The organism is Rhizobium sp. RU20A, from assembly GCF_900155885.1.
Lineage (GTDB): Bacteria > Pseudomonadota > Alphaproteobacteria > Rhizobiales > Rhizobiaceae > RU20A.
Map to the genome: position 1 here is coordinate 24,543 of NZ_FTMB01000011.1, position 20,284 is coordinate 44,826.

At 64.2% G+C, this 20,284-nt stretch carries 21 protein-coding genes; 12 read left to right on the plus strand and 9 right to left on the minus strand.

Going from position 1 to position 20,284, the window contains the following annotated elements; all coding sequences use genetic code 11:
- The first annotated feature begins 2 nt into the window (after positions 1-2).
- The 5 genes from F3H41_RS19000 to F3H41_RS19020 all read left to right on the plus strand — a co-directional run bounded on the left by F3H41_RS19000 (position 3) and on the right by F3H41_RS19020 (position 4,327).
- Complete coding sequence (locus tag F3H41_RS19000; RefSeq protein ID WP_149740268.1) at positions 3-296, plus strand: putative quinol monooxygenase; 294 nt, start codon at positions 3-5, stop codon at positions 294-296.
- The gene (locus tag F3H41_RS19005; RefSeq protein ID WP_149740269.1) at positions 293-985 is read left to right on the plus strand and encodes an MBL fold metallo-hydrolase; all 693 of its coding nucleotides are present in this window, start codon (positions 293-295) and stop codon (positions 983-985) included. Before F3H41_RS19000 ends, F3H41_RS19005 begins: the two co-directional genes overlap by 4 nt.
- 10 nt (positions 986-995) lie before the next feature.
- Complete coding sequence (locus F3H41_RS19010) at positions 996-2,252, plus strand: hypothetical protein (RefSeq protein WP_149740270.1); 1,257 nt, start codon at positions 996-998, stop codon at positions 2,250-2,252.
- 182 nt (positions 2,253-2,434) lie between these two features.
- Positions 2,435-2,770, plus strand: a complete 336-nt coding sequence (locus F3H41_RS19015; protein ID WP_149740271.1) for a carboxymuconolactone decarboxylase family protein — start codon at positions 2,435-2,437, stop codon at positions 2,768-2,770.
- A gap of 48 nt (positions 2,771-2,818) precedes the next feature.
- On the plus strand, positions 2,819-4,327 hold the full coding sequence (locus tag F3H41_RS19020) for an FGGY-family carbohydrate kinase (RefSeq protein WP_149740272.1): 1,509 nt from the start codon (positions 2,819-2,821) through the stop codon (positions 4,325-4,327).
- A gap of 174 nt (positions 4,328-4,501) precedes the next feature.
- Here F3H41_RS19020 and F3H41_RS19025 read toward each other — a convergent pair whose 3' ends face one another.
- From F3H41_RS19025 to F3H41_RS19060, 8 genes are all read right to left on the minus strand, one after another.
- Positions 4,502-4,858, minus strand: a complete 357-nt coding sequence (locus tag F3H41_RS19025) for a cupin domain-containing protein (RefSeq protein ID WP_149740273.1) — start codon at positions 4,856-4,858, stop codon at positions 4,502-4,504.
- 110 nt (positions 4,859-4,968) lie between these two features.
- Complete coding sequence (locus F3H41_RS19030; RefSeq protein WP_149740274.1) at positions 4,969-6,354, minus strand: FAD-binding oxidoreductase; 1,386 nt, start codon at positions 6,352-6,354, stop codon at positions 4,969-4,971.
- Positions 6,355-6,369: 15 nt separating this feature from the next.
- Positions 6,370-7,485: an ABC transporter ATP-binding protein gene (locus F3H41_RS19035; protein ID WP_149740275.1), complete on the minus strand. Its 1,116-nt coding sequence runs from the start codon at positions 7,483-7,485 to the stop codon at positions 6,370-6,372.
- A gap of 2 nt (positions 7,486-7,487) precedes the next feature.
- Entirely contained in the window at positions 7,488-8,273 is a 786-nt protein-coding gene (locus F3H41_RS19040) for an ABC transporter permease (RefSeq protein ID WP_149740276.1), read from the minus strand.
- Between the two features lie 4 nt (positions 8,274-8,277).
- Complete coding sequence (locus tag F3H41_RS19045) at positions 8,278-9,102, minus strand: ABC transporter permease (protein ID WP_188129546.1); 825 nt, start codon at positions 9,100-9,102, stop codon at positions 8,278-8,280.
- A 143-nt stretch (positions 9,103-9,245) separates the two neighbouring features.
- Positions 9,246-10,283, minus strand: coding sequence for an extracellular solute-binding protein (locus F3H41_RS19050; RefSeq protein WP_244616281.1), 1,038 nt, complete (start codon positions 10,281-10,283; stop codon positions 9,246-9,248).
- Positions 10,284-10,360: 77 nt separating this feature from the next.
- On the minus strand, positions 10,361-10,978 hold the full coding sequence (locus tag F3H41_RS19055; protein ID WP_149740279.1) for an XRE family transcriptional regulator: 618 nt from the start codon (positions 10,976-10,978) through the stop codon (positions 10,361-10,363).
- Between the two features lie 93 nt (positions 10,979-11,071).
- Entirely contained in the window at positions 11,072-11,989 is a 918-nt protein-coding gene (locus F3H41_RS19060) for a LysR family transcriptional regulator (protein WP_149740280.1), read from the minus strand.
- Between the two features lie 258 nt (positions 11,990-12,247).
- Here F3H41_RS19060 and F3H41_RS19065 point away from each other — a divergent pair, with 258 nt between their 5' ends.
- Genes F3H41_RS19065 through F3H41_RS19085 form a run of 5 tightly spaced genes read left to right on the plus strand, consistent with a single transcriptional unit; the run spans position 12,248 to position 16,549 of the window.
- Positions 12,248-13,024 (plus strand): 5-oxoprolinase subunit PxpA, encoded by a 777-nt coding sequence (locus F3H41_RS19065; RefSeq protein WP_149740345.1) that lies wholly within the window; start codon positions 12,248-12,250, stop codon positions 13,022-13,024.
- A gap of 49 nt (positions 13,025-13,073) precedes the next feature.
- Positions 13,074-13,316, plus strand: coding sequence for an acetyl-CoA carboxylase (locus F3H41_RS19070; RefSeq protein WP_149740281.1), 243 nt, complete (start codon positions 13,074-13,076; stop codon positions 13,314-13,316).
- Positions 13,313-14,716 (plus strand): acetyl-CoA carboxylase biotin carboxylase subunit, encoded by a 1,404-nt coding sequence (locus F3H41_RS19075; RefSeq protein WP_149740282.1) that lies wholly within the window; start codon positions 13,313-13,315, stop codon positions 14,714-14,716. Before F3H41_RS19070 ends, F3H41_RS19075 begins: the two co-directional genes overlap by 4 nt.
- Positions 14,713-15,588, plus strand: coding sequence for an allophanate hydrolase subunit 1 (locus F3H41_RS19080; RefSeq protein WP_149740283.1), 876 nt, complete (start codon positions 14,713-14,715; stop codon positions 15,586-15,588). The genes F3H41_RS19075 and F3H41_RS19080 overlap by 4 nt, the downstream gene beginning before the upstream one ends.
- The gene (locus F3H41_RS19085; RefSeq protein ID WP_149740284.1) at positions 15,578-16,549 is read left to right on the plus strand and encodes a biotin-dependent carboxyltransferase family protein; all 972 of its coding nucleotides are present in this window, start codon (positions 15,578-15,580) and stop codon (positions 16,547-16,549) included. Before F3H41_RS19080 ends, F3H41_RS19085 begins: the two co-directional genes overlap by 11 nt.
- A gap of 68 nt (positions 16,550-16,617) precedes the next feature.
- Here F3H41_RS19085 and F3H41_RS19090 read toward each other — a convergent pair whose 3' ends face one another.
- Positions 16,618-17,640: a GntR family transcriptional regulator gene (locus F3H41_RS19090; protein WP_244616277.1), complete on the minus strand. Its 1,023-nt coding sequence runs from the start codon at positions 17,638-17,640 to the stop codon at positions 16,618-16,620.
- A 571-nt stretch (positions 17,641-18,211) separates the two neighbouring features.
- Here F3H41_RS19090 and F3H41_RS19095 point away from each other — a divergent pair.
- Complete coding sequence (locus F3H41_RS19095; protein WP_188129542.1) at positions 18,212-19,300, plus strand: ABC transporter ATP-binding protein; 1,089 nt, start codon at positions 18,212-18,214, stop codon at positions 19,298-19,300.
- Positions 19,301-19,381: 81 nt separating this feature from the next.
- Positions 19,382-20,281 carry an ABC transporter permease gene (locus tag F3H41_RS19100; protein ID WP_244616278.1) on the plus strand — a complete coding sequence of 300 codons (900 nt, stop codon included), beginning with the start codon at positions 19,382-19,384 and terminating at the stop codon, positions 20,279-20,281.
- Positions 20,282-20,284 lie beyond the last annotated feature (3 nt).

The following is a 20,284-nucleotide window of genomic DNA, read 5'->3' on the forward strand; positions in this document are numbered from 1 at the left end:
TCATGCCATTAACGGTCATTGCGACACTTCGCGCGAGAAAGGGTCTCGAACAAAGCCTTTTTGATGCTCTGAAGGCACTGCTGCCCCCGACCCGCGCCGAGGCGGGTTGTGTGATCTACGACATGCACCGCTCGATCGAGGAACCCGGTACCTTCAAGTTCTTCGAGATCTGGGAAAGCAGGACGCACTGGGACGCGCATATGCAGACGGCGCATCTCACCGCCTTCGCCGCACGGCAGGCCGAGCTTGCCGAAAGCTGGGAACTCTTTGTCGGTGAAAAGGTCGAAGCGCCATGAAGATCACCTTTTATGCCCACGCCAGTTTCCGGCTCGAGGCCGATGGCATTGCCGTCGTCACGGATCCCTTCTCGCCGGAAAAATCCGGTTTCGATCCGATCAACGAACCGGCCGACATCGTGCTGATGAGCTCGGATACGGATGATTTCCATTCCGACCCGAGCCATGTCGCAGGCGATCCCGTCGTCATCAACACGCTCGCCCTGCCACCCGAGGGCAAGACCGTGAAGGGTGTTCCCGTCCGGCCCTTCCCGGCCACGGAAAGCCTGACCTTCGACTATCAGTCGGAGTATGGCCGCGATCCCGACGCCAATGCGCTCTATCTGTTCCGGCTTGGCGGCGTCGACGTCCTGCACATGGGCGATATCGGTACCGCCGTGCCACAAGGACATCTCGACGCGCTGAAAGGCAAGGTCGACCTGCTGCTGGCGCTGACCGGCGATCATGCCACGATCGCGCTTTCAGACCTCGACAGGGCCATCGCGCAGATCGGTCCGCGCGCTGTCATCCCCATGCATTATTTCAGCGCCCGCGGCCGGCTGAAGATCGAGCCGGTGGAAAGCTTCCTGGCGCGTGTCCCGGCGGAAACGGTCACGCGCGTTTCGGGCTCCAGCGTCGAGATCGACGTGGCAGAGCTGCCCCCTCGCGGGGGGATACCCAGGGTCTTCGTCCTCGAGCAGTCGCGCTGAAAGTCACGCCATGACCGACCCCGCCTTGATCCCCACCCACGCCCGGAACATGCGCCTCATCGGCTGGAGTGACCAGGGCGGACGGCCGGACGGCGTGCAACTGATGGTGCATCGCGGCTACGCCTATGTCGGCCATATCTTCTCGAAGGGTTTCAGCATCATCGATGTCAGGGATCCGACCCGGCCCCGGCCAGCGGGCTATGTCGCGGCGCCACCGAATACCTGGACGCTGCATCTCCAGACGCACGAGGACCTGCTGCTCGTCATCCACAACAAGGACATGTTCGCCCAGCCCGAAATGGCCGACGAGAAGGCCTATTACAAGGGTGCCGTCAGCGGCCATGCGACGGCGAATGCGTCAGGGCGCGACTGGTCGGCCGGCATGGCGGTCTACGACATTTCCGTGCCGGACAAGCCGCGTCAGATCGGTTTCATGCCGGTCGAGGGGGCCGGTCTGCATCGCATCTGGTATGTCGGCGGGCGCTGGGCCTATGCATCCGCGCTTCTCGACGGCTTCACCGACTACATGCTGATCACCATCGACATGCAGAACCCGGAAAAGCCCCTTCTGGCCGGACGCTTCTGGTTGCCGGGCATGAATGCGGCGGCCGGAGAGACGCCGGACTGGCCGATGCCAAACGGACGTTTTGGCCTTCATCACCCGATCGTGCACGGCGACATCGCCTATTGCAGCTGGCGCGACGCCTGCCTTGCCATCGTCGATGTCTCCGACAGGCACGATCCCAGGCTGATCGCGCGGAAGGTCTGGTCACCACCCTTTGGCGGCGGCACGCACAATGCGCTTCCCCTGCCCGGCCGCGATCTTCTCGTTGTCGTGGATGAAACCGTGCTCGATCACCAGGAAGACGGTTTCAAACCGGTCTGGATTTTCAACAACGCTGTCAAGGCAAACCCCATCAGCATCGCCACGTGCCCACCACCCGACGACAGTGATTATCTGGCAGTCGGCGGGCATTTCGGTCCGCACAACATTCACGAAAACCGTCCGGGCACTTTCATCAGCGAAGAGCTGATCTTCGTCACCTACCAGAATGCCGGCGTCAGGGCCTACGACATCCGCGACCCCTTCCGCCCGCGCGAGGCCGGAGCGATCGTTCCGCCGGCGCCGCGCCGGATGGTCGATCCGCGACCCAACAGGGCACCAGTCCTGCACAGCGCCGATGTGCATGTCGATCGCAACGGCCTTGTCTACTTCACCGACTTCAACGCCGGGCTCTGCATCGCCGAATATACGCCCGGCCCATAATGCCAGTGGCACGAAGAGAGGTTGATTTGACTTAAATATCAGAATTTACGGATCGTCCGAACCGGCACCCACCGGCAAGGACGCCGCCATCCAACATTTATCCCGTCCTGGCCATAGGCCGCGGCTGGATCAGCCTGAGGAGGTCTTCGACATCCTCCTTCCGAAAAACGTGAGGTCAAACCATGAGCAATGCAAACGACAGACTGAAAGATGCCCAGCGCCGGATCGGCATCTTCGCCAAAAGCAGCCCCGAGCTCTTCGGAGGCTTCGGACGCATCAGCAAGGTGGCGACGACGGCGGGCGCGTTCTCGTCGGCCCAGCGCGAACTGATCGCCGTCGCCATTGCCGTCTCGAAGGGATGCGAGGACTGCATCGTCTACCACGTCGACGCTGCGATCAAACATGGAGCAAGCGAGGCGGAACTGGTGGAAGCGCTCGAGGTGGCTGTTGAAATGGGGGGTGGCCCGGCGGTGATGTACGGCGCCAAGGCGCTGGAGATCATGCGGTCATTCCAATAGCGGATAAGGTGGCCGCTCTGGAGGGATCGGCCGGGAAGGAGGATAACGATGGCGTATTTTCTCACGGCGGATGGCGGCACCGAAAGCCTTCGTGCCCGTGTCTACGATCTATCCGGCGCATGCCTCGGCAGCGTTGCCGTTCCCTACGAGACGACGTTCTCGAGCGGCGCGCGTGCCGAGCAGAACCCGGAGGACTGGTGGAGCGCCTTCGTGACCGCATCCCGGCAGGCGATCACCGAGAGCCGGGTCGATCCCGCCGCGATCGAAGCCATCTGCCTTGCGACGACCAGTTGCACGGTGGTTGCGCTCGACCGGGACGGCCGCGCACTTCGGCCCGCCATCATCTGGATGGATGTGCGCGCAAATGCTGAAGCCGATGCGGTGCTCGCCACCGGTGATCCAGCGCTGATCACCAATGGCGGGGGCGAAGGGCCGGTTTCAGCCGAATGGATGATTCCGAAGGCGCTGTGGATCGCTCGCCACGAGCCGGAGATCTTCAAGGCGGCGCATACGATCTGCGAATATCAGGACTTTATGACGCTGCGGCTGACCGGCGAACGGGCGGCGAGCCTGAACAACGTCACCCTGCGCTGGCACTATCAGACGGATCGCGGTGGATGGGCGACATCGCTGGTCGAAACGCTGGGCATCCCGGAACTGTTGGAAAAGTGGCCGCGGCGCGTCGTGGCGCCCGGTGATGTCATCGGCACACTGAAAGCGAGCGCCGCGGATGAACTGGGGATTCCCGCGACGGTCAAGCTCGTACAGGGCGGGGCGGATGCGCTGATCGGCATGATCGGACTGGGCGTTGCGCGGCCGGGGCAACTGGCCCTGATCACCGGGTCGTCGCATCTGCAGTTCGGCGTTTCGCAGACGCCGCTCAATGCGCGCGGGATATGGGGCAGCTATCTCGACTGCGTTTACCCCAAACGCTACATCGTCGAAGGCGGGCAGACCTCCACGGGATCGATCATCGCCTGGCTCGGTCGCATGATGAACGGCACGATGGATCTGGAGGCGCTGAACCGGAAGGCGGCAGCGCTGGAGCCTGGATGCGATGGTCTGATCGTGCAGGATCATTTCCAGGGAAATCGCACGCCCTATACCGATCCCCTGTCGCGCGGCGCGATCACCGGTCTGACACTCGCGCACGAGCCGCATCACATCTTCAGGGCGATCATGGAAGGCATCGGGTTCGGCACCCGCGCCATCCTCGATGCCATGGCCGAGGCCGGCTATCGTGGCCAGGAGATGACGGTCGGCGGCGGGGCGGGAGCCTCGGATCTCTGGCTGCAGATCCATGCCGATACGGCGGGCCTCCCGGTCTGCGTGCCCGCGTCGCGCGATGCGCCGTCGGTGGGCTCGGCCGTGCTTGCCGCCCACGGCGCCGGTCACTTCGCCAGCATCGACGAAGGGATCGCGGCGATGGTCAGACCGGGAAAGCGCATCGAGCCGCGCCCGCGCGAGGCAGCTCTCTACGAGGACATCTACCAGCAATACCGGGCGCTCTACCCTGCCTTGAAAGCCGTTCGCGAGAGGAAGGGAAAAGCGCCCTGACCACCGATGCGGACATCAGGCTGCACATGGTATCGGCCTGACGGTGGCCGGACCGCTGGCGGCTGCTGGTGTTGAGGAGATCATTGAGATCGCGGCTTACGTCATCCCGCCCGATCGGTTCTGAAGGAAGGCCCTGCCGTTGCCTTCAACGGATCAGGGCCTCCACTCTCTCCGTTAGGCGCCACTGACCATCGTGTAGATCTTGCGGGTCTGCTCGTGGATCGTCCATTCGCCGCGCCAGCCGCGCGGCAGCACGAACATTTCACCCGCACCAATGTCGCGGGCCGTGCCGTCGCCTTCATGCAGCGTCACGCGCCCGGACAGCAGATGGCAGATTTCGGCGGCCGCCGAGCGGTCGGCGGTGAAGCGGCCGGGGGTGCATTCCCACACACCGATCTCCGTCTTGCCGTCGGCGCTGGTGAAGAGGGTGGCGGCGGCCTCCTCCTGGTTGCCTTCGATCGAGGTGGGCTTTGGCGCGAAGGCGCCGAGATCGAGGGCGAGAAGATCGCCGAAATTGTCGACATGCAACATGGTCGTCATCCTGTGAAAGCATCGGGGGCGGCAGCGGATCGCTTGCGGCCCCTCAGAGGCGGGAAGCAAAAATCGGGAATGTCCGGTGCAAGAGCCGTCAGCGGCGTTTGTCAGTGACCGGTGATCCCGTCGGCGAGCGCTGCGAGTTTCGAGGTGCGCGGCAGGCCGGCGAATTCGCGGTCGTCGGCAATGCGGTAGAGCTGGTACATGGAATGCACGCCCAGCCAGCGGAAGGGTTCCGGCTCCCATTTGCGCACCGTGCGGTTCACCCAGGGCAGGCCGGTGAGCTCGGTCTTGCGGTCGAGCACGAGATCGGCGAGCGTGCGCCCCGCAAGGTTGGAGGAGGAGACGCCGAGGCCGACATAGCCGCCGGCCCAGCCGATGCCGCTCGCCCGGTCGAAACCGGCCGTCGTGCACCAGTCGCGCGGCACGCCGAGCACCCCGCACCAGGCGTGGTCGATCTTGAGCGCCTTCGTCTGCGGCAGAAGGCGCGTCAGCATGCGGTGCAGGGCGTCGATCGTCGCCTGCTGCGTCTTGCCGTTGACGTCGGTGGCCGAGCCGAAGCGATAGGGCACGCCGCGCCCGCCCATGGTGATGCGGCCCTCGCGGGTGCGCTGCGCATAACAATAGGTGTGGGCGGCATCGCCGAGAAGCTCGTGGCCCTCCCAGCCGATCTCCTTCCAGAGGGCTTCCGGCAAAGGTTCGGTGACGATCTGCGCGCTGTTCAGCGGCAGCCAGGTCCGCTCATGGCCCGGCAGGCCGGCGGTAAAGCCTTCCGTGGCGCGGATGATGACGGGCGCGCTGACCACGCCGCGGTCGGTCGTGACGCTGCCCTTTTCGAAGGACGTGACGGAGGTGCCTTCGTAGATGGCGACGCCGAGCCCCTCGACGACCTGCGCCAGACCGCGGACCAGCTTTGCGGGCTGAACACGAGCCATGTCGCGGATCACGAAGGCGCCCTTCAGATTGGCGATGCGGATGCGTTTGGCCGCTTCTTCGGCGGACAGCATGGCGATGCGCTCCGGCGGCATTTCCCAGTCGAGGTAGAACTTGTATTCCTCGCGGGCCCGGTCGAGCTGCGGCTGGTTGGTGGCAACAGTAATATTGTCGGCGCGCCTGATATCGGCGTCGATGCCTTCCGCGTTCGCGACGCGGATCACCTCGTCCACCGTGCCGGCCATGGCGCGCTGCATGTCGACCACCGCGCCGCGGGTCGAGGTCTTCAGGTACTTTTCCCGCGACCAGCCGAACCCGCCCGACAGCCAGCCGCCATTGCGGCCCGAGGCCCCGAAGCCGGCAAATTCGCGCTCAACAATGGCGATGTCGAGGGCCGGATTGGCCTTCTTCAGGTAGTAGGCGGTCCACAGCCCCGTATAGCCCGCGCCGATGATGCAGATGTCGGCCGTGCGATCACCCGGCAGCGGCGGGCGCTTGGCCGGAATGCCGCCGATATCGGCGTACCAGAAGGAGATGTTGCCGTTGGTCTTGATGTCCATGGTCATTGCTTTCGGTTACGTCAGCGTCACGTCGGCGCTGGCATCGTCAGGCAGGAGAATGATGTCTTGGGAAGCGAAGGCGACCTCGGCGGCGTCGCCGATGGCAAAATCGGCGGCGCCGAGCGGGCTGCGCACGATCGCGGTCGTTCCGTCGGCCAGCCGCACCTCGTATTTCGAGCCGGAGCCGAGATAGATGGCTTCCACAACGTTCCCCGTCAGCCGGTTTTCGCCGGCCAGAACCTCGGCGCCCGGACGTTTCAGCACCGCACGTTCCGGCCTCACAAGCATGACGGGCTGCGCGCCGCCCGCGAGGCGGGCGTTGGCGGTGATGGTCTCTTCGCCAAGGGTCATCACTGTCTGATCGCCGCAGACCTGCGTCTTGCCGCGCAACACGGTGGATTCGCCGATGAAACGGCCGACGAAGAGCGTGGCGGGCCTGTCATAAAGCTCGCGTCCCGTGCCGATCTGCTCGATGCGCCCGCCATTGAAGACGGCGATGCGATCGGAGAGCACCAGCGCCTCTTCCTGGTCGTGCGTCACGTAGACGAAGGTGGTGCCGAGTTCGCGGTGGATGCGCTTGATCTCCAGCTGCAGCCACTCGCGCAGCTTCTTGTCGAGTGCGCCGAGCGGCTCGTCCATGAGAAGCAGCGGCGGATCAAAGACCAGGGCGCGGGCGAGCGCCACGCGCTGCTGCTGGCCGCCGGAGAGTTCGCTCGGATAGCGATGGGCAAAATCGGCCATCTTCACCATGTCGAGGGCCCGCCTGACGCGCCGGTCGCGCTCTTCGCCCTTCAGGCCGCGCAGGGTGAGCGGATAGGCGACGTTCTTGCCCACCGTCATGTGGGGGAACAGCGCATAGTGCTGGAAGACGACGCCGATGTTGCGTTTGTGGGAGGGCAGGCCCGTGACGCTCTTGCCGCCGATCTCCAGCGTGCCGGAGGTGATGTCGGTAAAGCCGGCGATGAGGTTCAGCGTCGTCGTCTTGCCGGAGCCGGAGGGGCCGAGCAGCGTCATGAACTCGCCGGGGCGGATATGGAGATCGATATCCTTGAGCGCCGTGAAGCGGCCGTAGCGCTTGCAGGCCTTGCTTATATCGATGGCGGCGCCGGTCGCGGCCTTCGGGTCATGCATGGTCAGGTCCTTCCGCGGCGCATGCCGATCAGCAGGCCGGCAATGATGATGAGGGACGTGGCGAGGAAGAGGAGCGTGCCGACCGCAGCCACCGTCGGGTCGGCGTCGCGGGTGATGGAGGCATAGATCTGCACGGGCAGCGTCTTCAGGTAGGGGCTGGTGATGAAGAGGGCGACGATCACCTCGTCGAAGGAGGTGATGAAGGCAAAGAGCGCGCCGGAGAGGAGGCCCGGCAGAATGAGCGGCAGCGTGACGGTACGGAACACGGTCAGCCTGCCGGCCCCGAGGCTTGCGGCGGCCGTCTCCAGCCGGCGGTCGAAGACTTCAAGGCTCGCCTGAACGGCGATCAGCACGAAGGGAATGGCAAGCATCGTGTGGGCCAGCACGAAGCCGGTGACGGTGCCGACCAGATGTGCATCGAGATAGACCGCGTAGATTCCGATGGCCAGAACCACGCCCGGCACCACCATCGGCGTGATCAGCAGCGCCCGCAACAGGCCGCCGGTGCGGGCTGCGGCGCGGGTGACGCCGAAGGCGGCGAGCGTGCCGAGCACGGTCGCCAGCACCGCGACGATCGTCGCGACGATCAGCGAGTTGACGAAGCTCGTCGTCCAGTCCGGATTGCTGAAGAAGTTTTCGTACCACTGCCAGCTGAAGCCGACGGGCGGAAAGGCGAGCGACTTGTTCTCGTTGAAGGACATGGGGATGACCACCAGCGTCGGCGCGAGCAGCAGGATCGCGACGAGCAGGCAGAAAAGGCCGAGCAGGATGCGGGGAAAGGATGGCATGGTCTCAGGCCTCCCGCCGCGCGGCGCTGTGCTTCTGGCGCATCAGAGGGGCGGCGATGGCGAGGAGCAGGAAGGTGGCGACCAGGAGCACCACCCCCATGGCCCCTCCCCGGCCCCAGTTTAGCAGGCTCAGCACCTGGTTCTGGACCAGCGAGGACAAGAGGATGCTGCGCGGACCGCCGAGCAGCGCCGGCGTGATGTAGAAGCCGAGCGAGAGGATGAAGACGATGATGGCGCCGGCATAGACGCCGGGCAGCGACAGCGGCACGTAGATCTGCAGGAAAGCCTTCCACGGCTTGGCCCCGAGGCTGCGGGCCGCCTGCAACAGACGGTTGTCGATACCCTTCATCACCGCATAGATCGGCAGGATCATGAAGGGCAGCAGAACCTGCGTCATGCCGATGACGACGCCCGGCAGCGTGCGGATCAGCTTGACCGGCGGCAGGCCGATGCCGCGCAGGATGGAATTGATGACCCCGGAATCCTGCAGCAGGATCACCCAGGCGAGCGTGCGCACGACGCCGCTCAGCCAGAAGGGCACGAGCACGCACAGGATCAGAACGAGCCGCAGGTTCCGGCCGACGATCGTCATGGCGTAGGCGTAGGGATAGGCGCAGACGAGACAGGCGAGCGTGACCCAGGCCGACACCGTGAAGGTGCGCAGCAGGACGGTGCGGTTGACGGCCGACCGGAAGAACCAGACGTAATTGTCGACGCCGAGCGCCGGATCGCTGACGGATCGCCAGACCACGATGGCGAGCGGATAGGCGAGAACGGCGACGAGCACCAGCACGGCCGGCGCTGCCAGCCACACCGCGCCGCGCGGCATCAGGCGGGACAGGAAGCCGGGCGTGCCGGGCCCTTCGCCGCGCGCGCGCGCCGTCGTGCCGTCATCGTGCGTCGCAGTCATGGTCGCTCTCCCGTTGCAAGCGGCAGGCCCGGCCGGTGGCCGGACCCGCCTGGGCAGGGTGATCAGTTACCGGACAGAAGCGCGTTCCACTTCTCGGCGGCGAGATCGAAGTTCTTCACCCAGAAGGCGATGTTCTGCTGGTAGCCCTGCGCGTTGCGCTCGGGCGTCGAGGTGAGGAAGGCGGCCGTGGCATCATCGACCTTCGGCTTCGCATCCGAGTTGATCGGCGTGTAGGAGGTCGTCTCGGTCATGATCGCCTGGGCCTCGGCGCCGAGATAGGCATTGATCAGAGCATGGGCCGCATCCGGGTCCTTGACGCCGACCGGAATGGTCAGCTGGTCCATCACCACCAGCCAGTCCTGCCAGACCGGCGTATAGGCGGCGCCGTTCTTGCTGGCGGCCATGGCGCGGCCCGTCCACATCATGATCATGTCGGCCTCGCCGGATTCGGCAAGCTGCTGGCTTTCGGCGCCGGTCTTCCAGTAGATCGTGTCGGGACCGAGGTCGCGCAGCTTCTGGATGCCCTTTTCGATATCATCAGGCGTCATCGCCTTCGGATCGCCGCCGGCCGCCTTGAAGGCCTGTTCGATCAGGCCGCCGGTCGGATCACCGGAGCCGTCGATGGCGCGCGTGCCCGGAAATTTCTCGGTGTCGAAGAAGTCGATCCAGTTCTTCGGCGGATTGTCCTTGTAGGTGTCGTTCTTGTACATCAGCACGACGCCATAGTTCATCGCCGGCACGGAGCATTCACCGACCTGACCCTCCGGGATCTTGGAAATGTCGAGCTTGGAGAAGTCGAGCTTCTGGAACAGCGTGCCGCAATGCACGTAGGGCGGCAGGTCGGAGGTATCGACGACGTCCCAGGTGACATTGCCGGAATCGACCTGCGCCTTGATCTTCGCCGTTTCGGTCGGCCCGTCGTTCAGCAGCGTTACGCCGGACTTCTCGACAAAGTCCTTCAGCGCCGCCACCTGGCCGTCCTGATAGATGCCGCCATAGGAAACGAAGGTCAGCGTCTTGCCCTTCAGCGAGCCTTCCTTGACCGCGCCGGCGACCGGCTTGTCCTGAGCAGAGGCCGGCAACGCCAGGGCACACGTCATCGTCAGGGCAAAAGCCCTCGCAAATTTCTTCATTGTGATACTCCCAGTAGCGCTCGCTTCCGTTGTTCCTGCCGGGGCTACGAGCCGGGCCGGGGCAGGTATTTGTCGAGATCGTCGGCAACGCTGGTGGGCGGTGCGATCATCCAGAGGACTTCAGCGGTTTCCGTGCCGATATTGACGGTCTTGTGCGGAACCGAACTTAAATATTCGATGCTGTCGCCGGCCGAGAGACGGTGGCGTTCCTCGCCCAGCGTCAGCTCCACCTCGCCGCGCAGGACGAGAAACAGCTCCTGCGAATTCCCGTGGCTGTAGGGCTCGTCACCCGTCGAGCCATTCGGATCGAACTCGCCGATATAGACTTCCATGTCGCGGATCGGGCGCCGCGACAGCAGCATTTTGCGATAGCCCTCCGCCGGCGGCAGGGCGGGACGTTCATGCTTTCGCAACACGCGCCCGATCGGCGGCGCGGTGTCCTCGAAAAGGTCGGTGAGGCTGACACCGAGCGCACCGGCAATGCGCATCAGCGTGCTGGTATTGACCCCGCTGAGGCCCCGCTCGAGCTGGCTGAGAAAGCTCGCGGTCGTTCCGGTGAGATCACCCAGGGTCCGCAGCGACATGCGCCGCGCCGTGCGAAAAGCCTTGATCTTTTCGCCGATAACCACCTGATCCTTGTCCGCAAGACCGACGCCGTCCATCCGTCACCCCTTCACTTAACAACATATTAAGTGGTCGGCGGATGTGCAATCATGAAATGCGGATGACGGCGATTTTTCTGCGGCAGCGCGCGCTCAGGAGCGCGCGATCGTCGCGCCGTCGAAATAGTTCAGGTTCCGGAAATAGAGCCGGATCGCCTTGGCGGCCGGGGAGAGGTCTGCCCCCTTTCTCCAGGCCAGACCGATGTTCATGGAGGGAACAGGGTCGCTGACGTTGATCGTCTCGATCCTTCGGCCTTCCAGCGACCAGGGGCGGTGCACCATGTCGGAGAGGATGGCGACCCCCAGACCGTTGGCGACCATCGAGCGCACGGCTTCGATCGACGAGGTCCGTAGAATGACGCGCGGCTGGTAAGGAGAGGTATTCCAGTATTTGAGCGCCGAATGGGCCGCCTCGTCGACCGTCAGCATGATATAGGGCTCCGCGGCAATCTCCTTCAGTCCGACATCGTCGCGCTGCAGCAGGGGATGCTGGGCCGGGACCCAGAGCCGTCGTGTCGAACTCATCAGCGTTTCCGTCGCCAGCTGCGGATCGAGGATGTTGGAGGTGAGCAGCAGGGAAATGTCGTAGCGGTTGGTGAGCAGGCCCTCCTCGATCGACTCGCGGTTCTGTTCGAAGAGCTGGATTTCGAGCTTGGGAAACAGGCGCCTGAGGCGCTCCACGTGGACGGGCAGGAAATAGCCGATAACCGTATAGGTCGCCGCGATGGTCAGGACGCCTTCGATGTCGCTTGTCACGAAATCGAGGCGCATCGCTTCATCGACCTTGTTGAGAATATCATAGGCATGGGAGAGAAACTGCCGGCCTGCCTCCGTCAGGTTCATGCCCTGCGGGGTGCGCAGGAAGAGGCCGACGCCGAGGATCTGCTCCAGTTCCTTGATGGCTGTGGTGATCGCCGACTGCGAAATCGACAGCGCGATCGCGGCCTGCGAAATCTGCCCGAGTTCGGCCGTTGCCACGAAATAGCGGACCTGCCGCAGACTGAATGCCATGTCCCCTCTCCTTCTGAAAAACAGAAGACGCTCCGCAGGTTTCCAGATTTGCTGGCGTTTTACGGGGCATGTTTCTGCGCAATTCGAAGGCAAATCGCGCCAAAGCCCTCCTCTGGCTCTCATTCTAAATGCCCACGCCTGCGTCGCAGCGTTCTGATTTTCATATAACGAATAGCAGAAAATAGAATTTCTCAAAAGACACATTTTCTCCTAGCGTTTCCGTCGTGACGCTGGACCGCTGCCGGAGAGGACATGGACGTGCGCGACGTTGTCGACATCAATTGCGATATGGGCGAGGCCTTCGGCCGCTGGCGGGTCGGCGATGCGGACGATGCCGTCCTGATGGGGCTGATCAGTTCGGCCAACGTGGCGACCGGCTTTCATGCGGGTGACCCGAACCTGATGAACGAGACGGTGGAGCTTGCCGTCCGCCACGGCGTCGAGCTGGGTGCCCATCCCGGCTATAACGACCTGCAGGGTTTTGGCCGTCGCCGGATCAACGGCACGGCCAAGGAACTCGTCAACGACATCGTCTACCAGGTGGGTGCGCTGCGCGAATTCGCTCGCCGTTATGGCGTGCGGCTCCAGCATGTGAAGCCGCATGGCGCGCTTTACATGGAGATGGCGGTCAATCCGGAACTGGCGCAGATCTTCGTGACCTACATGCGGGCCGCCGCCCCGGACGCCTTCATCTTCTGCATGGGCAAGTCGGCCACGCACCGCGCCGCGCTTGAGGCGGGGCAGCCGGTGGTGCGCGAGTTCTACGCCGACCGCGACTATGACGACACCGGCTCCATCGTGTTCACCCGCGATGCCGGACGACCGGACCCCTCGGCCATTGCCCGCAAGGTGCTGCGCGCCTGCAAGGAGGGACGCGTGAAGACCGTGACCGGCAAGGAGATCGAGATCGAATTCGAGTCGATCTGCTTCCATTCCGATACGCTCGGCGCTTTCGAAATCGCCCGCACCATGCGCGAGACGCTGATCGCGGAAGGCATTCGCATCGCGCCGGTTTCGAAGATCCTGAAGACCTGACCCCTCAGACAATAGCTTGCGACGACACCAAAAGAGAGCGGAGACCATCATGAGCACGATCGAGATCAAGTCGCCTTTGCCGGGCACCTTCTACCGGGCCTCCTCGCCGGAGACGCCGCCCTTCAAGGCCGATGGCGATGCCGTTGCGGAAACCGACACGATCGGCCTGATCGAGGTGATGAAGACCTTCCAGGAAGTACCGGCCGGCGTTGCCGGCGCGAAGATCCGCTTCCTCGTCGACAATGAAGAGCCGGTCATGGCGGGACAGGTGATTGCCGAGGTCGAGGCATGACCATCCGCAGTCTGCTGGTCGCGAACAGGGGCGAGATCGCCGTCCGCATCATCCGGGCCGCCAAGGCGCTGGGGATCCGCACCGTGCAGGTCTACAGCGCGGCCGATGCCGACATGCTGGCGGTGCGCCTCGCCGACGAAGCGGTCAACATTGGCCCGCCGGCCGCGAAGAAAAGCTATCTCAACATCGAGGCGGTCATCGCTGCTGCAAAGGCCGCCGGGGTCGATGCCGTGCATCCGGGCTATGGCTTCCTGTCTGAGAACGGTGAGTTCGCCGATGCGGTCGAAGCCGCCGGCCTGATCTTCATCGGCCCCTCCGGCGATGCGATCCGCCTTCTCGGCGACAAGGTCGCCGCCCGCGCGGTTGCTGCCAAGGCCGGCGTACCGACCGTGCCGGGCAGCGCCGGCCGCATCGACGACATCGCCGAGGCACGCCGGATCGCCGGCGAAACCGGCTTTCCGGTGATGATCAAGGCGGCGGCCGGTGGCGGCGGGCGCGGCATCCGCATCGTCGAGAGCATGGAAGAGCTGGATCGCCAGTTCCCGCAAGCTTCGGCGGAAGCGGCAGCCGCCTTCGGCGACGGTGGCCTCTACATGGAAAAGGTCATCACCAGGGCGCGCCATGTCGAGGTGCAGATCCTCGGCGACGGCAAGAATGTGGTCCACTGCTTCGAGCGGGAATGCTCTTTGCAGCGCCGCCGCCAGAAGGTCTGGGAAGAGGCGCCGGCCGTCGGCCTGCCCGCCGATATCCGCGCCCGCCTGTGCGACAGCGCCGTGGCGCTCGCCCGGGAGGTGAAGTATCGCGGCGCCGGCACGGTCGAGTATCTCTATGACGAGGAGGCCGGGGCCTTCTACTTCATCGAGGTCAACACCCGCATCCAGGTGGAGCACCCCGTGACCGAGATGATCACCGGCATCGATCTGGTGCAGGAGATGATCCGGGTGGCGGGCGGCGAAACGCTTTCGGTGCGGCAGGAGGATATCCGCATCACCGGCCACGCCATCGAGTGCCGCATCAATGCCGAGGATCCGGCCCGCGGCTTCCAGCCGGCGCCGGGCACGGTGGCAAGGCTCGACGTGCCGGAAGCGGCTGGCATCCGCTTCGATACGATGCTCTACGAGGGCTACACCATCCCGCCCTTCTACGACTCGCTGCTCGGCAAGCTGATCGTGCATGCGGGGGATCGGGCGGTCTGCATCGCGAAGCTGGAAGAGGCGCTCACCGCGCTGGTGATCGGCGGCGTCAGCACCACCATTCCCCTGCACCTTGCGCTCGCCGGCGATGACGCCGTGCAGCGCGCAGACTTTCACACCCGCTTCCTCGAGCCGTGGCTTGCGGCGGAGGGCGAAGCCAGGATTGCCGCCCTGAGCGGCGTTGAAACGGAGGGACAGAGCGCATGAGTGTCCGATATTCGTTCGGAGGGGACGAGCACCTCTTCGTGGAATGCAGCGATGAAATGTCGCTCGATGCCTTCTTCAAGAGTCTGTCGATGGCGAAAGGCGTCAGGGAAAGCGGCATCAAGGGCGTGACCGAGATCTGCCCGGCCAACGCCTCGTTCCAGATCAAGTTCGACCCCGACATCATCAAGCCCGACGACGTGCTGGCCGAGGTCCGCTCCATCGAGGGCGCCGCCGAGAAGGCCGAACCGGTCATCAAGACCCGCATCGTCGAGATCCCCGTCTACTATAACGATCCCTGGACGCATGAGACGCTGATGCGTTTTCGCGAGCGGCATCAGGATCCGACCGGCACCGATCTCGACTACGCCGCCCGCATCAACGACTTCGGTTCGGTCGATGATTTCGTGGCCGCCCATTCGGGTTCGCCCTGGTTCGTCTCCATGGTCGGCTTCGTCGCCGGCCTGCCCTTCATGTACCAGATGGTGGAGCGGCAGCGGCAGATCGAAGTGCCGAAATATCTGCGCCCGCGCACCGATACGCCGAAGCTGACGGTCGGTCACGGTGGGTGCTTCGGCTGCATCTATTCGGTGCGCGGCGCCGGCGGCTACCAGATGTTCGGCATCACACCCATGCCGATCTTCGATCCGACCCAGACCACGAGCTACTTGCGCGACTTCATGGTGTTCTTCCGCCCCGGCGACATCGTCAAGTTCAAGCCGATCGGCCGCGATGCCTATGACCAGGCCGTCGAGGATGTGGACAAGGGGCGCTTTGCACCGCCGATCCGCGAGGTCAATTTCGATCTTCGGGAATTCAGCAAGGATATCGACGGCTACAACGCCAGGCTGGAGGGCATGATCAATGGCCATTAAAGTCCTGCATCACGGTCTGGCGACGAGTGTCCAGGACCTCGGCCGCCCCGGCTATTTCCACCTCGGCATTCCCATGGGCGGGGCCATGGACCGGCTCGCCTTGCGCGCGGCAAATCTTCTCGTCGGCAATGACGAGGGCGCGGCCGGCCTCGAGGCCGTCTTCATGGGGCCGAAACTGCTCTTTACCGAGGACGCCGTCGTTGCCGTCACGGGCGCTGACATGCCGCCCAAGGTGGACGGCGTCGTGCAGCCCGGCTGGACCGCCTTTGAGGTGAAGGCCGGCCAGGAACTCAGCTTCGATTTCCTGAAGTCGGGCGCGCGCATCTACATCGCCGTCTCCGGCGGCATCGATGTGCCCGAAGCGCTCGGCAGCCGCTCGACCTATGCTATCGGCGCGCTCGGCGGCTACAAGGGCCGGCCGCTCGCGGCAGGGGACGAATTGCCGGTCGGCGCGAGCACGGGCGCCGTTGCGGGTCGCAGCGTGGCGGAGGAGTTCCGGCGGGGTCCCGGAAGCCCGGCGGAACTGCGCGTGCTGCCCGGCCTTTACTGGGACCGCCTGACGGAGGAGGCCAAGGACGGCTTCTTTGCCGATGAGTGGAAGGTGGCGCCGGAGGCGGACCGCATGGGCTACCGCTTCCGCGGCGGCCGCAAGATGAGCTTTGTCGATCGCCAGCAGCCCTTCGGCGCCGGGTCAGACCCGTCCAACATCGTGGACAGCTGCTACCCCTACGGATCGATCCAGATTCCCGGCGGCACGGAGCCGATCATCCTGCATCGCGATGCGGTGTCGGGCGGCGGCTACTTCATGGTCGGCACGGTGATCTCGGCCGACATGGACCTGATCGGCCAGTTGCAGCCCCACAAGCCGGCCCGCTTCGTCAAGGTGACGATGGACGAGGCGCTGGCCGCGCGGGCTGAGCGCAAGGCGCTGATCGACCGCATGCGGGCGTCGCTCGCCTGACAGGAAACCGGAGCGGGAGAAAGGAGATCGTGATGCAGACCAGCAGAATTTCCCCTCCCCGCTTCCGCTCACTCCTGAACGCGGGTGAGGTAGTCGGCGGTCTCTCCGGGGCCGGGAATGATCGCGACGATCTTCATCTGGGCGATCGTCCGGTTCACGGCGGCGTCGAGATGGGTTTCGAGCATGGCGGCGGCCGCGCAAGGGGCGCCGCGCATCAGGAGTTCCACGACGAGTCTCAACTCGGTGATGACCATGGGGTCGCCGGGAAGGCCGAGCCGGCGCAGCAGACGGTCCGTGGCCGTCATCGGCAGGAGATTGTTGCGGATGAGGTCCTGGAGCTTTTCGTTCGGCGTGGCGAGAACGCAGGTCTCGATGAACCGGGCCTGGATGTCCTCGAGGTCGTCGAGGTAATCGGGGACGTCGCGGGCCTCCAGCGCCACCAGCCGGTCGAAGAGGGCAGTCAGCGCCTCGCGATCGATATCGTTCGCCCCGGTCTGCAAGGCCTGCGGTTCGAGCATGCGGCGCAGCACGAAATGCTCCTTGATCGTCTGCGCCGTCAGGGGCCCTGCGATCCAGTGCGAGCTCTGGTTCTTGCGCACCAGCCCCCGCTCGCGCAGGCGCGTCAGGATATCGCGCACGATGGTGCGGCTGACCTTGAAGTGATTGGCAAGTTCGATCTCGATGATGCGGTATTGCCCGAAGACGACGCAGCCGGCCACGTCGCGCTCCACCGTATTGTAGATGCGCTCCCAGGAGGAACGGCTTTGCAACGCCTCGTCGGCGTGCTCGGGAATAGTGAGGCCGAGGCTCTTGATGTCGGTGCGGTCAGGCTCGATCCCGGCGCCCGGCGGCCCGACCAGATAACCGCGTCCCTTGAAGCGATGGACGAGACCGTCGGCTTCCAGGGCTTGCAGCGCGCGCTGTATGGGCGCCCGGGAGGTCTGGAGAATATCGGCGATCGGCCCCTCCAGCAGCACGAGGCCGGGCGGCAGCACGCCTTCGAAAATGTTCCGGCGCAGAACCTCCTCGGCGATCTCATAACGTCGCCGCGTGTTCTGTCCGGTCTGGCTTTCGATCATGCTGTCGGCCATGGGCGCGATCTTTCCCCGCGGAAGGAGGTGGCGGTGTGCTTCTTTTAGACAATTTGCCATGCGCCTCCTAGATCGATCTAAAAATGATTATTGCATACAATAGTCTGTCAGTTTTGGTTTTTTGTCGAGGGCTATTGATGGGCAGACACAAGCGATGTTTCAACTTTTCCGACGGGTATCAGCGGTAAATGTGAGGGCTTTCAACCATAAAGGGACGTTCAACTGTTATAAAATAACATGAAGACGGCCATTTTGACGCATTGTGTGCTGCGCGCCGGTCGGGTCGCGGACCGCGGCGTGTCATCCCTCAAGCGCCTGATCGGCAGACGTTCCGCACAAAAATGCATTTCATAAAAAAGTCTATTGAATGCAAAAATCATTTATGCCATGGTTATTTCAGCGCCACTGAGAAGCGCGGGAACAGACAGACAGCATTTTTGAGACAATCTCGGACGGCATTTCCGGCGCGCTGAAGCCTTCAGCGTGAACGATGCCGGCTATTCACGAGGTCGGGCGACACCATCGCCCGTCGCGGGAGAGCCGTGCCCGGAATCCGCCGTCGCGAAGAAAGATGGCAGGGATTTCAGTGACGGCTGTGCTCCACCTCCGAAACGTCGTGAAACAGTACGGTGATAGCCGTGCGCTGGACGGCGTCAGCCTGTCCTTGCCCGACAATTCCTACATTTCGCTGCTCGGCCCGAGCGGCTCCGGCAAGACAACGCTGCTGCGCGTCATCGCCGGTTTCGAGCAGCCGGAAGCCGGTGAAATCCGGTTCCAGGGCGCGCGCATCGACGCGCTGCCGCCCCACCAGCGCGGCATCGGCTTCGTTTTCCAGAATTTCGCGCTCTTCCCGCATCTGTCCGTCGAGCAGAACATTGCCTTCGGTCTTACCAATCGTGCCATCGATCCGGTAACCGATGGCGAGGTGGTTCGTCGCAAGGTCAAGGACATGATCGCGCTCGTGGGCCTCACCGGCCTCGAGGACCGCGGCGTCAGCCAGATCTCGGGCGGTCAGAAGCAGCGCGTGGCGCTCGCCCGCACGCTGGTCACCGAGCCGAAGATGGTGCTGCTCGACGAGCCGCTCGGCGCGCTCGATGCGAACCTGCGCACCCGCATGCGGTCCGAACTGCGCAGCATTCGCGAGCGCTGCGGGGTGACCTTCCTGCACGTGACCGGCAGCGAGACGGAAGCGCTGGCCATGGGCGACACCGTTCTCGTGCTCGACCGGGCCCGCATCGCCCAGCAGGGCGATGCCGACACGATCTATAACCGTCCCTCCTCGCCGGCCGTCGCCCGCTTTCTCAACTGCTACAATCTCTTGCCGGGTCAGGTGTCCGGCGAAAGCTTCGTGTCATCAGTTGGTACACTCGGGCTTGGCGGCCTGCGCCAGACGGCGGCGAACCCCACCTACGCGATCCGCTACGACCGCGTCTCGATCCGGGCAAAGGACGCAGCCCTTGCCGACGGCGAAACGGGCATCGACGGCACGTTCATCGCCAGCGAATACACGGGCTCGGCCGTCAATGCCTTCTTTACCCTGGCCGATGGCAGCATCTTCGAGGTCGAGCAGCATCTGAGCCACGCGGCCCCATCCACCTTCGAGCCGCAGGCGGCCTATCGCCTTGCCTGGAAGAAGGAGGACGCGCTTGTCTATGCCTGACGCACCCGCAGCCCGCCGCGCCGCCCTTCGCCTCCGCCCCTCTTCTGCCCGACCGGCGATCCGCATCCGGAGATCCGCACCATGACCATGCCCCACCTCGTCGACGATACGGCGCCGGCCGCCGTCACCTTGCCCAAGGCCCGCGCCGGCAATCTCTGGCTGGTCGCGCCCGGCGTGCTGTGGATGACGCTCTTCCTCGTGCTGCCCATCGCCATGATGGTCTATGTCTCCTTCTGGACGCAGACGACCTTCAAGATCGAACCGACGCTGACGCTGCAGAGCTGGATCACCTTCTTCTCCAGCGACACCTATCTCGGCGCGCTCTGGACGACGATCCGCATCTGGCTGATCGTGCTCGCCACGACCCTCCTCGTTGGCTATCCCGCCGCGCTCTTCGTCGGTCTCTTCGTCAAGAACAAGACGCTGCAGACCGTGCTTCTGGTGCTCTGCGTCATTCCCTTCTGGACCTCCTTCCTCATCCGCGTTCTGGCTTGGCGGCCGATGCTCGGCAAGGAAGGCGCGATCAACCTCATCCTGATGAAGCTCGGCATCGTCAGCCAGCCGATCGAGGTGCTGCTCTTCTCCGACCTCTCCGTCATCATCGGCATGACGCAGATCTATTGCGTCTTCATGGTCGGCCCCATCGCCTTCATGCTGGGCCGTATCGATCCCTCGATCATCGAGGCGGCGCAGGATCTCGGCGCCGGCTTCTGGCGCATCTTCCGCACCATCATCCTGCCGCTCTCCATGCCGGGCGTGGTGGTCGGCGCCATCTTCGTCTCCGTCATGGTGCTCGGCGAATTCGCCACCTCCGCCGCGCTGTCCGGCCGCAAGGTCAATCTTCTCGGCAACATCATCGTCACCCAGGTGGGCTCGCTGAAATGGGCCTTCGCAGCGGTCGCCGGCGTGGTGCTGACCATTCTCATGGGCGCGGTGGTCGCCGTCCTGCTGCGTGTCGTCGATCTCAGGAAGGAGCTCTGAACC